We start from the raw sequence: 12,151 nt of genomic DNA, 5'->3' as shown, positions 1-12,151 counted from the left end.
CCGGAATAGCCGTCAGCCTTCACGCCAGGCGCGTTCTATCTCTTCTGCCAGAATTTTTACGCCCGCCTCGATTTTGTCCGGTTCAGGCACGTAGTTCATCCGCATACACTGGTGTGTGTGGGGCCAGGGTTTATCCAGTCCGGGAAAGAAATAGTGGCCTGGCACCATCAGCACGTCGCGCGCTTTCAAGCGTTGATAGAGTAGCTCGGTGGTAATCGGCAGATCTTTAAACCACAGCCACAAAAATATTGCGCCTTCCGGTTTATGAATCAGGCAGCGTTCTTCGGATAAATAGCGACGAATGATCGCGATCGTCTGTTGAACGCGCTGATAGTAGAAAGGTTTGATAACCGTTTCCGACAGCCGCAGCAGATCGTTACGCTTAATCATTTCGCACATCATCGCCGGACCCATGCCGCCAGGCGCAAGGCTGATGATGCCGTTCATGTTGGCAATGGCGGTAATCGTCTTATCATTGGCGATGATAATCCCGCAGCGGGAACCGGGCAGCCCCAGCTTCGAGAGGCTCATGCATAGGATAATATTGGGGTTCCACAGCGGGCGCGCCTCGCTAAAGATAATGCCCGGAAACGGTACGCCGTAAGCGTTATCAATCACCAGTGGGATGTTGTGCTGATTCGCCAGTCTGTCCAGCTTCATCAGCTCTTCGTCGGTGATAACGTTACCGGTTGGGTTGGTCGGGCGCGAGACGCAAATCATCCCCGTTTCTTCGCCGATGTGCAGATGCTCAAAATCGACGTGATACTTAAACTGGCCTTCCGGCAGCAGTTCAATATTTGGGCGCGCCGAAACGAAGAGGTCGTCTTCCAGACCGGAATCTGCATAGCCGATGTATTCCGGCGCAAGCGGGAATAGTACCTTTTTCGTACTGCCGTCGGCGCGACGTCCGGCGAAGAGATTAAATAAGTAGAAAAACGCGCTCTGACTGCCATTTGTCAGCGCAATATTCTGTGGTTCGATATCCCATCCCAGCGTTTCACGTAGCAGTACGGCCAGTGCATTCAGTAGCGCCGTTTTTCCCTGGGGACCGTCATAATTACAAAGCGCATCAGCGGCTTTGCCGCTTTCTACCATCTCTGTCAGTAGCGTCTGGAAATAATCCTGCATTGCAGGGATGTGTGCCGGGTTACCGCCGCCAAGCATGATGGCGCCTGGCGTGCGTAAGCCGTCGTTGAGATCCTCCATCAGGCGGGTAATGCCTGAATGGCGGGTAAATTTATCGCCGAAAAGTGAAAATGTCATAACGGGTGATCTATCGAACTGTCTGTCAAAGTGGATAACCATAACGCTACAAATGGCGGGGCGCAAATGAGGGGCAGGCGGTAGTATTGATGTTTTATGCTACAAATTTTTATCAGGTTAGTTTTTTATTTTGAAGGGGCTACCGGTACGCGAGGGGACCGGTAGCGCCACGATTAGCGGCGGCCCGCCCAGACGACCATCACCGTATCGTCGCCGTACTGGCGTACAAAACCGTACCCGTGTTTTAGCGTCAGCGTGGTTTGTTGGCCTGCGCCGATGGCGGGATGTCTGGCGCGGAACTGGCTAATACGCTGCCAGTGCGCGACGGCTGCGGCTGACTTTCCGCTCACGTCCTGCCAGTTCATATCTGAACGGGTGCCTTGCAGCGGGTCGGAGCCGGTGGGGCCGAAGGGACGAGCGGATTCATCGCCGTAAAAGATCTGCACCGCGCCTGGCGAAAGCAGCAGCAGTTCCGCCGCCTTATCACCGCCCTCACGGAAAAGGCGCGTATCATGCGAGGAGAGGTAACTTAATACGTTGAAATCCTGCATTTTATCCGCCATCTGCTGCCAGACTGGCCCCATTTCCGCCAGGCAATCGACCGCTTTCGCCGCCTGCTCCTGATAATCAAAATTGATCATCGCGTCGAAACCATAGCGATAATAATCACTTTTCATGACGCCGTGGCCCCACGCTTCGCCAGTCATCCAGAACGGGCTATCATCCAGCGCTTTGTCCGGATTGGCCTGCTTCCATTCATGTAACGCCGCGCTGGCCTGGGTTTTTAGCTGTTGCCAGGCAGGAAGCTCAACATTTTTGGCAGTATCGACCCGGAACCCGTCAATGCCGTAATCATGCACCCACTGGCTTAACCAGTGAGTCAGATAATCCCGTGGCGTATAGCCTTCAATGAACTTTGCTTTAGTACCGGGTTTGTTGGCATAGAACGCGGGTAGGCCGGAAGGCGTGGTAGATTCCGTTTTTATATCCGGCAGGAAGGCCAGCGACAGGGTTAAATCGTCAAATCCCGGACTGTCGTAGTCGCCAATATCGGTACGAATCCACTTTTTCCCCCACCATTTTTCCCAGGCGGCGCTGTCGCTGAAGTTGATGTAGTCGTTAAAGCTGTGCCAGCTTTGTCCGGTGGCCGGTCGCCAGTTTGTCCAGCGATCGCCGAGAATTTTTTGCCGTTCCGCGCCGGATAAATAGAGCGCGCCGAACTGATACTCCTGCATATCCGCCAGCGTGGCGTAACCGGCATGATTCATTACTACGTCAAATAAAATACGGATGCCGCGCTGGTGCGCGCCGTCGACCAGCGCGCGGAGATCGGCTTCGCTGCCCATGTTGGCATCCAGTGTCGTCCAGTCCTGAGTGTAATAGCCGTGATAGGCGTAATGAGGAAAATCGCCTTTTGTTCCGCCGCCGACCCAGCCGTGGATCTGTTCAAACGGCGAGCTTATCCACAAGGCGTTCACGCCTAATTGCTGTAGATAGTCCAGTTGACTCGTCAACCCGCGTAAATCGCCGCCGTGGAAAGTGCCAATCTCTTGCATACCATCCTTATGGCGACCATAGCTGTGGTCGTTGGTTGGATCGCCATTGCGAAAGCGATCCGTAAGCACAAAATAAACGGTGGCGTTGCGCCAGTTAAAAGGCGCTGATGCATGGGTTTCCGCGCGTTCCAGCAATAAAAGCCCGTGGCTGTCGGCAGGTCGCAGCGTGATTTGCCCGTTTTGGACGGTATCGGTTTGACCACTGTAATAATCGCGCACTACCGTCCCTTCCGGAAAGGTCTGGCGAACATCCAGCGTGAGCGGCGAACCATCCCAGACGGGACACTGGCGGGCGAGCTGCGCGGTGCGTTCAGGTTCAGTTTTTATCGATAACAGCAGGGTCGGCGTACCGGAGCGGGTATCTACCGTTATTGTATAGTCGCCATCTTTAAACAAACGCCATTGCGGTGGCGCGCCTTCGCAGGGTTTTAACGACAACATTTGGTTGAGTTTTATGGCGCCGGAGGGCTGCCAGCACTGCTGGTCAATATGGAGCGTTAACGCGCGTGTACCTTTTGTTAATGCAGCATGGCTGGTAAAGCGCCCGGTTTCCTGCGTCGAGAACGTCGGAAAACCGGGTGAGGTCCATGATGAGGCGATCGCGATACCGGGTATCAGCGTCAGAACGAAGGCGGCAAGTTTCATCACGCTATCCTTTGTGGGCAATATTCATCAGCTTGCCTGGTTTTTAGGCGAATGAACTCCTCCCCAGCAGAGAGTCGCGCAGGAGGAGGTGCGAGGGTGAGCGACGAGGCGCAAAAAAACGCCTCTATTTGCGATAAGCACCACATTTTATTGGCATTATTGCTGCCTGTTATCGTTAATAGTTGACATAGTTTCGGATTAAGACTATTCCCTGAGGTGCTTTTTAAGCCTATTTTTGCTAGAATTTGGGGTTCAAACCTCAACTTCGTGAAAAATAAAAGGTGTTGGAATGTATCAATCCGACCAGGAGACCTAATGATATTGACTCCCATGCGACGATATGGGGCAATGATTCTTATGTTACTCACCATCGCATTTTCGGGTGAGGTGCTGGCAAAGACGCACGCAACACAAACGAGTCAAAAGTCCCACATAACTGAGACAAGTTATAAACAGGTTAGCAGTAAACAAGAGTATTCTCGCAATAGTGCAAAGAGCAGTTCACTTCCTGATTTGCGAAAATACCCTTCCGGAACCCCCAGAAAAAAAGCGTTTCTCCGGACCGTTATGCCTTACATCACCAGCCAAAATGCCGCGATTACCGCGGACCGTAATTGGCTGATCTCAAAACAGTACCAGAACCGCTGGTCGCCGTCTGAACGCGCGCGTATGAAAGATATCGCGAAGCGCTATAAAGTGAGCTGGTCCGGCAACACGCGTCGTATTCCGTGGAATACGTTGCTGGAGCGCGTCGACATTATCCCAACCAGCATGGTGGCGACGATGGCGGCGGCGGAAAGCGGCTGGGGAACCTCTAAACTGGCGCGTAGCAACAATAACCTGTTCGGCATGAAGTGCACGAAAGGGCGTTGTACCAATACGCCGGGTAAGGTGAAAGGTTACTCGCAATTCGCGTCGGTTGAGGAGTCGGTGAGCGCGTATGTCGCCAACCTGAACACGCATCCGGCTTATTCTTCTTTCCGCAAGTCGCGCGCCCAACTGCGTAAGGCGGATCAGGAAGTCACCGCCACGGCGATGATTCATAAGCTAAAGGGTTACTCTACCCAGGGGTCGCGCTATAACAACTACTTGTTCGCGATGTACCAGGACAACCAGCGTCTGATCGCCGCGCATATGTAATTCTGTGTGCCGGATGGCGCTACGCTATCCGGCTTACAAGGCATCTGTAGGCTGGATAAACTACAACAACGCTTCACTATGCTGGTCGCGATACTCCTTAGGCGTAGTGACGTACTCCTTTTTAAACACCGAATAGAAATATTGCAGTGACGGGTAGCCGCACATTTGCGAAATTTCGTTTATCGCCAACGTGGTGGAAATCAACAAACTACGCGCTTTTTCCAGCTTTTCGGCGTGGATCAGCGCATGTATCGTCTCGCCAACTTCCTCCTTAAAACGTTTTTCCAGGTTTGAACGTGAAATCCCAACCGCGTCCAGCACCTGTTCGACTTTAATGCCCTTACAGGCATGGTTACGAATAAAGTGCATCGCCTGGATAACCGCCGGATCGGTCAGGGAGCGATAGTCTGTCGAGCGGCGCGCAATGACGCGCACCGGCGGCACCAGAATGCGCTGTAACGGCATCTCTTCGCGCGCCAGCAAACGGTGCAGCAGCTTCGCCGCCTGATAGCCCATTTGCCGCGCCCCCTGCGCGACGGAGGAAAGCGCGACGCGTGACAGGTAGCGTGTAAGCTCTTCGTTATCAATACCGATAACGCAAAGTTTTTCCGGCACCGGAATATGCAGGTGTTCGCAGGCCTGCAATACGTGACGGGCGCGGGCATCCGTTACGGCAATGATGCCGGTTTGCGGCGGCAGCGTCTGAAGCCAGTCGGCGAGGCGATTTTGCGCGTGCTGCCAGTTTTCCGGCGCGGTTTCCAGCCCCTGATAGACTACGCCGCGGTATTTTTCCTCGGCGACCAGCTGGCGAAAGGCGTATTCCCGTTCCGCCGCCCAATGTTTGCGGCTGGAGTCGGGCAAACCGTAAAACGCGAAGCGGTTAACGCCTTTTTCTTTTAAATGCAGGAAAGCGCTTTCAACGAGCGCATGATTATCGGTGGCGATGTAATGAACGGCGGGATAATTTTCAGCAAGATGGTAAGAACCGCCGACCCCGACAATGGGTACGTCGACATCGGCCAATAATTGCGCGATATCGTCATCATCGTAATCGGCAATAACGCCGTCGCCTAACCACTCTTTAATGTTATCGATACGGGCACGGAAATCTTCCTCAATAAATATATCCCATTCGGATTGCGAGGCTTGTAAATATTCACCCACCCCCTCCACTACCTGACGGTCATAGGCTTTATTCGCGTTAAATAACAGAGTGATGCGGTGACGTTTATCAAACATGAGGATATATCCTGCAAAAGTGAACCTGGACTCATGGATACTATCAAAACGGCTGACATAACGGTCTGGCGAATGATGACAAATTATTTTGCGCCTGAAACGTTATGCGAAATTCATCACAGCAAACGGCGGATGACAATTGTCATTTTTTATCTATATATTACGGTTTTTTGTTTATTTGCCAGGATTCGATCGCGATCGCTTTTTTCTTCTGTGGTTTTCAGCGTTTTTTTGAGAGCCAGAGCACATTTGGGGATTCTCTTAATAGCGGTGTGAAATAACGTAATTGAGCAATAAATCAGGAAATTCCAGTATGACGTTATGTCGTTTACTTGCCGTCTTATCTGATTATGGAGCTCACTATGCAGGCTTATTTTGACCAACTCGATCGTGTTCGCTATGAAGGCCCTCAATCGACTAACCCGCTGGCATTTCGTCATTACAATCCCGACGAGCTGGTTTTAGGTAAACGTATGGAAGATCACCTGCGTTTCGCGGCCTGTTACTGGCATACCTTCTGCTGGAACGGCGCGGATATGTTTGGTGTAGGCGCGTTTAATCGTCCGTGGCAGCAACCGGGCGAAGCGCTGGAGCTGGCGAAACGCAAAGCGGACGTGGCGTTTGAATTTTTCCACAAACTGAATGTGCCTTTTTATTGCTTCCATGACGTGGATGTGTCGCCGGAAGGCGCGTCGTTGAAAGAATATAAAAACAACTTCGCGCAGATGGTGGATGTGCTGGCGGCGAAACAGGAGCAGAGCGGCGTAAAACTGCTGTGGGGAACGGCGAACTGCTTTACCAACCCGCGCTATGGCGCAGGCGCCGCCACTAACCCGGATCCGGAAGTCTTTAGCTGGGCAGCGACGCAAGTGGTTACGGCAATGAACGCCACGCATAAACTGGGCGGCGAAAATTACGTCCTGTGGGGCGGGCGCGAAGGTTATGAAACGTTGCTGAATACCGATCTGCGCCAGGAACGCGAACAGATTGGCCGCTTTATGCAAATGGTGGTCGAGCACAAACATAAAATGGGTTTCCAGGGCACGCTGCTGATTGAACCGAAACCGCAGGAACCGACAAAACATCAGTATGATTATGACGTTGCAACGGTCTATGGCTTCCTCAAACAGTTCGGCCTGGAAAAAGAGATCAAAGTGAACATTGAGGCGAACCACGCGACGCTGGCGGGCCATTCGTTCCACCATGAAATCGCGACCGCTATCGCGCTGGGTATTTTTGGCTCCGTTGACGCCAACCGCGGCGATGCGCAACTGGGCTGGGATACCGATCAGTTCCCGATTAGCGTTGAAGAGAACGCGCTGGTGATGTACGAAATCCTGAAAGCGGGCGGATTCACGACGGGCGGTCTCAACTTCGACGCCAAAGTTCGTCGCCAGAGCACCGATAAATACGATCTGTTCTACGGTCATATCGGCGCGATGGATACGATGGCGTTGTCGCTGAAAATCGCCGCGCGTATGGTTGAAGACGGCGAGCTGGATAAACGCGTGGCGAAGCGCTATGCCGGCTGGAATGGCGAGCTGGGGCAGCAGATTCTGAAAGGACAACTCTCCTTAGGCGAACTGGCGCAGTATGCGGAGCAGCATAATCTGGCGCCAGTACATCAAAGCGGTCATCAGGAGCTGTTAGAAAATCTGGTTAACCGTTATCTGTTTGATAAATAACTCTATCTACCGGGCGACTCCGCGTTAGCCCGGCCTGTAGTCGTGATTAGCCCGGTAAGCGTAGCGCTGCCGGGCGCTTTCAGTAAAGGAACCCACACTATGTATATCGGGATCGATCTTGGTACATCGGGTGTAAAAGCTATCCTGTTGAATGAGCAGGGCGATGTGCTGGCTACGCATACTGAAAAACTGACCGTATCGCGTCCGCATCCCTTATGGTCGGAACAGGAACCAGAGCAGTGGTGGCAGGCGACGGATCGTGCGGTTAAAGGTTTAGGTCGGCAACAGTCGTTACGTGGCGTTCGGGCGTTAGGGATCGCCGGACAAATGCATGGCGCGACATTACTTGATAGCCGTCAGCAGGTTCTGCGACCAGCGATTTTATGGAATGACGGACGCTGTAGCGAAGAGTGCGCCTGGCTGGAAAAACAGGTGCCGCAGTCGCGAGCGATAACCGGTAATCTGATGATGCCCGGTTTTACCGCGCCCAAATTAGTCTGGGTGCAGCGCCACGAACCGGATATTTTCTACCAGATAGACAAGGTTCTGCTGCCGAAAGATTTTCTGCGGCTGCGAATGACAGGCGTCTTTGCCAGCGATATGTCGGATGCGGCGGGAACGATGTGGCTGGACGTGAAAAAGCGCGACTGGAGCGATGTTATGCTCAACGCCTGTCATTTAACCCGACAGCAGATGCCAGCGTTATTTGAAGGTAGTGACATTACCGGAACGTTGCTGCCGGAGGTCGCCAGCGCATGGGGAATGCCAGCAGTACCTGTGGTGGCGGGCGGCGGCGACAATGCGGCAGGCGCGGTCGGCGTAGGAATGATCGATGCCGGACAGGCGATGCTCTCACTCGGAACATCGGGCGTCTATTTTGCCGTCAGCGACGGCTTTCTGAGTAAACCGGAGAGCGCAGTACACAGTTTTTGCCATGCGCTGCCGGAACGCTGGCATTTAATGTCTGTGATGTTGAGCGCCGCCTCTTGTCTGGACTGGGCGGCTAAACTCACCGGGCAGAAGAACGTCCCGACGCTGATTGCCGCCGCGCAGCTGGCGGATGAGCATACCGATCCGATCTGGTTTTTGCCGTACCTGTCCGGCGAGCGCACGCCGCACAATAATCCGCAGGCAAAAGGCGTTTTCTTTGGTTTAACCCATCAGCATGGCCCGGCGGAACTGGCGCGGGCGGTACTGGAAGGCGTGGGGTATGCTCTGGCGGACGGTATGGATGTGGTTCACGCCTGCGGCGTCAAACCCGCCAGCGTGACGCTTATCGGCGGCGGGGCGCGCAGCGAATACTGGCGTCAGATGCTATCTGATATTAGCGGGCTACAGCTTGATTATCGTACTGGCGGCGATGTGGGGCCAGCGCTGGGCGCGGCGCGTCTGGCGCAAATTACGGTGAATAAACAGACTCCGCTCGCCGATGTATTGCCGCAGTTGCCGCTGGAGCAGGCGCATTATCCTGATGCGCAGCGTCATGCGGTTTATCAACAACGTCGTGAAACCTTCCGTCGACTCTATCAACAGCTGTTGCCGTTGATGTCCTAAGTCAGAATGCCTTTCGGTTTTGGCTGAAAGGCATTTCCCGTAAATATTAATTCTATTGAATTATATCGAAGTAAGTATGTGTGTTTTCTGATTTTTATATTATTGCTGAGCAGGCGCCTTTTTCATCGCTATTTCTTCGCTTAATGTGTCTCACACAACCACAAGGAGAGTGAGATGGACGATCACGTTGCACGCAGGAAACGGATGTTCGGCCTGGGAATGTTAGTTGTCGGTGCAGTGGTATACCTGGTGGGACTGTGGCCAGGCTGTCATACATTAAGCGAAAAGGGATATTTTTTTGCGGCAATCGTCATGTGCGGTTTTCCAGTCTTAATTCGTCAGGAACACACGGGGAATGACCGTTTGCTTTCTCGTTGCAAATCTTTGCTGTTGCTTGGCATCGGCATGGTCGCGGTCGGCGTATTTAACCTGGCGCTGGCGGGCGCGCTGAAAATACTGTGTCTGGTGGCGCTGGGGGTCAGTATATATGGAACCGATCTTTACGCTTCCTACAGTGATGATGAATGATGGCCGGAGCCATCATTCGTTTAGCTAACCCATTTCCGTTTATCAATACGCTGTAACAGCATGGAAAGTAGCAGGCTTCCTGTCACCGTCGCGGCAAAAACCCACACGATGTCTAACGGCGGCCAACGTTTTAACTCCAGACCATTAGTACGTAGCGCATGGATAATCAGCGCGTGGAAACCATAAATACCCAGCGAGTGGCGGGAGACAAGCCCCAGTCCAGGTAACGTCCGCGCATTCAGCTTATTTTTAACTACCGTGAACAGTGAGACGGCGCAAATAAACACCATGGGACCGCAATACAGATACCAGGTATCGGCAAAATTTCCGCGCCAGCGTAATTCATGCAATGTGCCGCGAGAAATAACAAATACCGCGATGATGAACAGGGCAGTGCAGATAAGCGTCAGCGATGACTTTTGCGTCTCCATCATGCCAATGGCGCGGCCCAGGATACCGTAGAGAATGTAGTAGAACGTGTCGCCGTTGATATACAGATTGATGGGCAACCATTCAACGCCGCCAATTTTTTGCGGCACAGTATTTGGGTTAGCAATAATACCAATGATCACCATCAGCATCAGGAGCATTTTGCCGCTCACGTTTTTTACCTGGATTAATGGCGATACCAGGTAGATCACCGCAATCGCAAAGAAAAACCACAGGTGGTAAAACACGGGTTTTTGCAGCACATTTTTTAGCGAAAGCTCGACGTTGATCGAAGTAAAAAGTGAAATGTAAGCCAGGGCGACAACGCTGTAAAAGATAAGGCACAGGGCGATACGTAAAAAATGCCGCGGTTGCGCGCAGCGCTCGCCAAAAAAAAGATAGCCTGAAATCATAAAAAACAGAGGAACGCTAACGCGCGAAGCCGAATTCAGGACATTCGCAATATCCCAGTTTAGCGGGCTGACGCTGTGGGCGTTGGTGATGTACCACGTTGTAGTATGGATCATCACTACCATTAAACAGGCGATCCCTCGCAGGTTATCAATCCAGTTAATTTTAGGCTGCATCAGTTCCTCAGCTTCCGTTTCAATAGAGTTCCAGCGCGGTGGCTCACTGGAAAAATCCGACTTTCTACGCTACATCTTGTGATGGCGTAAGGAGATTCGCACAATGTGTCTGCTACCCACAAACCTTAATAATAAGACTGACCAGCAAACCAGACGGTAATAAAAATGATAATGAAGTATTTCTGTTCTGTGATGATAGCCATCGCTCTGGTGGGATGCACTGCGACACCGCCACCGACGCAAAAAGCCCAGCAGAGTAAAGTGAGCCCAACACGCACGCTGGATATGGAAGCATTGTGTAAAGCTCAGGCGGCGCAGCGTTACAATACTGGCGCACAGAAAATTGCTGTTACCGGTTTCGAACAGTTTCAGGGGAGCTATGAGATGCGGGGTAATACCTTCCGTAAAGAGAGTTTTGTCTGCTCTTTTGATGCAGATGGGCAGTTTTTACATCTTTCTATGCGGTAAAAGCCGCGCCTGGTGAGGTGTGATGCCGCGAAATCCGGCAATTTTCGCTAAACAAACCGGTTTCATACTGTATATCTCGCATCCAGCGGGTATACTGGCTCCTTCCTTTAAATCCACACGTATCCAGCACGAAATAATATGCAAAAGTTTGATACCAGGACCTTCCAGGGCTTGATCCTGACCTTACAGGATTACTGGGCTCGCCAGGGCTGCACCATTGTTCAACCATTGGACATGGAAGTCGGCGCGGGAACTTCTCATCCAATGACCTGCCTGCGCGCGCTGGGGCCAGAGCCGATGGCGACTGCCTATGTGCAGCCTTCTCGTCGTCCGACCGATGGCCGCTACGGCGAAAACCCGAACCGCTTACAGCACTACTATCAGTTCCAGGTAGTGATTAAGCCGTCTCCGGACAACATTCAGGAGCTGTACCTCGGTTCTCTGAAAGAGCTGGGTATGGACCCGACCATTCACGACATCCGTTTCGTGGAAGATAACTGGGAAAACCCGACGCTGGGCGCCTGGGGACTCGGCTGGGAAGTGTGGCTGAATGGCATGGAAGTGACGCAGTTCACCTACTTCCAGCAGGTCGGCGGCCTGGAGTGCAAGCCGGTGACCGGTGAAATCACCTACGGTCTGGAACGTCTGGCGATGTATATCCAGGGCGTGGACAGCGTTTACGACCTGGTCTGGAGCGATGGCCCGCTGGGTAAAACCACCTACGGCGACGTGTTCCATCAAAACGAAGTGGAGCAGTCCACCTATAACTTTGAATACGCCGATGTGGATTTCTTATTCACCTGCTTCGAGCAGTATGAGAAAGAAGCCCAGCAGCTGCTGGCGCTGGAAAACCCGCTGCCGCTGCCGGCCTACGAACGTATTCTGAAAGCCGCCCATAGCTTCAACCTGCTGGATGCGCGTAAAGCTATCTCCGTCACCGAACGTCAGCGCTACATTTTGCGTATTCGCACCCTGACCAAAGCAGTGGCAGAAGCTTATTATGCTTCCCGTGAAGCCCTCGGCTTCCCGATGTGCAACAAAGACAAGTAAGAGGCGG

10 protein-coding genes are annotated in these 12,151 nt (G+C 52.7%); 6 read left to right on the top strand and 4 right to left on the bottom strand.

All coding sequences use genetic code 11. The annotated features are described in order from the left end of the window. Nucleotides 1-12: 12 nt before the first annotated feature. Together avtA and HV477_RS21670 are read right to left on the bottom strand one after the other, a co-directional pair. Complete coding sequence (gene avtA / locus HV477_RS21675) at nt 13-1,263, bottom strand: valine--pyruvate transaminase (RefSeq protein ID WP_079898889.1); 1,251 nt, start codon at nt 1,261-1,263, stop codon at nt 13-15. 173 nt (nt 1,264-1,436) lie between these two features. Beyond that, nucleotides 1,437-3,464 (bottom strand): alpha-amylase, encoded by a 2,028-nt coding sequence (locus HV477_RS21670; RefSeq protein ID WP_079898888.1) that lies wholly within the window; start codon nt 3,462-3,464, stop codon nt 1,437-1,439. Nucleotides 3,465-3,779: 315 nt separating this feature from the next. Here HV477_RS21670 and HV477_RS21665 point away from each other — a divergent pair, with 315 nt between their 5' ends. Continuing rightward, nucleotides 3,780-4,604, top strand: coding sequence for a protein bax (locus HV477_RS21665; protein ID WP_001575119.1), 825 nt, complete (start codon nt 3,780-3,782; stop codon nt 4,602-4,604). 60 nt (nt 4,605-4,664) lie between these two features. Here HV477_RS21665 and xylR read toward each other — a convergent pair whose 3' ends face one another. Continuing rightward, the gene (gene xylR, locus HV477_RS21660; RefSeq protein ID WP_000459824.1) at nt 4,665-5,843 is read right to left on the bottom strand and encodes a D-xylose utilization transcriptional activator XylR; all 1,179 of its coding nucleotides are present in this window, start codon (nt 5,841-5,843) and stop codon (nt 4,665-4,667) included. A 362-nt stretch (nt 5,844-6,205) separates the two neighbouring features. On the opposite strand from xylR, the gene xylA reads away from it, so the two are divergent. From xylA to HV477_RS21645, 3 genes are all read left to right on the top strand, one after another. Next, nucleotides 6,206-7,528 (top strand): xylose isomerase, encoded by a 1,323-nt coding sequence (xylA, locus tag HV477_RS21655; RefSeq protein WP_001149561.1) that lies wholly within the window; start codon nt 6,206-6,208, stop codon nt 7,526-7,528. Between the two features lie 99 nt (nt 7,529-7,627). Next, a complete protein-coding gene (gene xylB, locus HV477_RS21650; RefSeq protein WP_079898887.1) occupies nt 7,628-9,082 on the top strand; it encodes a xylulokinase in 1,455 nt (484 codons plus the stop codon). Between the two features lie 174 nt (nt 9,083-9,256). Then, nucleotides 9,257-9,610, top strand: coding sequence for a YiaA/YiaB family protein (locus HV477_RS21645; RefSeq protein WP_001635944.1), 354 nt, complete (start codon nt 9,257-9,259; stop codon nt 9,608-9,610). Nucleotides 9,611-9,630: 20 nt separating this feature from the next. Here the strand turns inward: HV477_RS21645 and HV477_RS21640 are convergent, their stop codons facing one another. Beyond that, nucleotides 9,631-10,626, bottom strand: a complete 996-nt coding sequence (locus tag HV477_RS21640; RefSeq protein ID WP_079898886.1) for an acyltransferase — start codon at nt 10,624-10,626, stop codon at nt 9,631-9,633. A gap of 165 nt (nt 10,627-10,791) precedes the next feature. On the opposite strand from HV477_RS21640, the gene HV477_RS21635 reads away from it, so the two are divergent. Both HV477_RS21635 and glyQ read left to right on the top strand, forming a co-directional pair. Continuing rightward, complete coding sequence (locus HV477_RS21635; protein WP_000605590.1) at nt 10,792-11,094, top strand: YsaB family lipoprotein; 303 nt, start codon at nt 10,792-10,794, stop codon at nt 11,092-11,094. 138 nt (nt 11,095-11,232) lie between these two features. Next, nucleotides 11,233-12,144, top strand: coding sequence for a glycine--tRNA ligase subunit alpha (gene glyQ / locus HV477_RS21630; RefSeq protein ID WP_001168551.1), 912 nt, complete (start codon nt 11,233-11,235; stop codon nt 12,142-12,144). Nucleotides 12,145-12,151 lie beyond the last annotated feature (7 nt).

Origin of the sequence: Salmonella sp. SG203, assembly GCF_013350575.1 — a bacterium.
Lineage (GTDB): Bacteria > Pseudomonadota > Gammaproteobacteria > Enterobacterales > Enterobacteriaceae > Salmonella > Salmonella enterica.
This window is presented reverse-complemented; position numbering and strand designations above follow the sequence as displayed.

Bases quoted from the DNA above. Each gene is read 5' to 3' on its own strand.
- avtA (WP_079898889.1), bottom strand. From the start codon at position 1,263: ATGACATTTTCACTTTTCGGCGATAAATTTACCCGCCATTCAGGCATT.
- HV477_RS21670 (WP_079898888.1), bottom strand. From the start codon at position 3,464: ATGAAACTTGCCGCCTTCGTTCTGACGCTGATACCCGGTATCGCGATC.
- HV477_RS21665 (WP_001575119.1), top strand. From the start codon at position 3,780: ATGATATTGACTCCCATGCGACGATATGGGGCAATGATTCTTATGTTA.
- xylR (WP_000459824.1), bottom strand. From the start codon at position 5,843: ATGTTTGATAAACGTCACCGCATCACTCTGTTATTTAACGCGAATAAA.
- xylA (WP_001149561.1), top strand. From the start codon at position 6,206: ATGCAGGCTTATTTTGACCAACTCGATCGTGTTCGCTATGAAGGCCCT.
- xylB (WP_079898887.1), top strand. From the start codon at position 7,628: ATGTATATCGGGATCGATCTTGGTACATCGGGTGTAAAAGCTATCCTG.
- HV477_RS21645 (WP_001635944.1), top strand. From the start codon at position 9,257: ATGGACGATCACGTTGCACGCAGGAAACGGATGTTCGGCCTGGGAATG.
- HV477_RS21640 (WP_079898886.1), bottom strand. From the start codon at position 10,626: ATGCAGCCTAAAATTAACTGGATTGATAACCTGCGAGGGATCGCCTGT.
- HV477_RS21635 (WP_000605590.1), top strand. From the start codon at position 10,792: ATGATAATGAAGTATTTCTGTTCTGTGATGATAGCCATCGCTCTGGTG.
- glyQ (WP_001168551.1), top strand. From the start codon at position 11,233: ATGCAAAAGTTTGATACCAGGACCTTCCAGGGCTTGATCCTGACCTTA.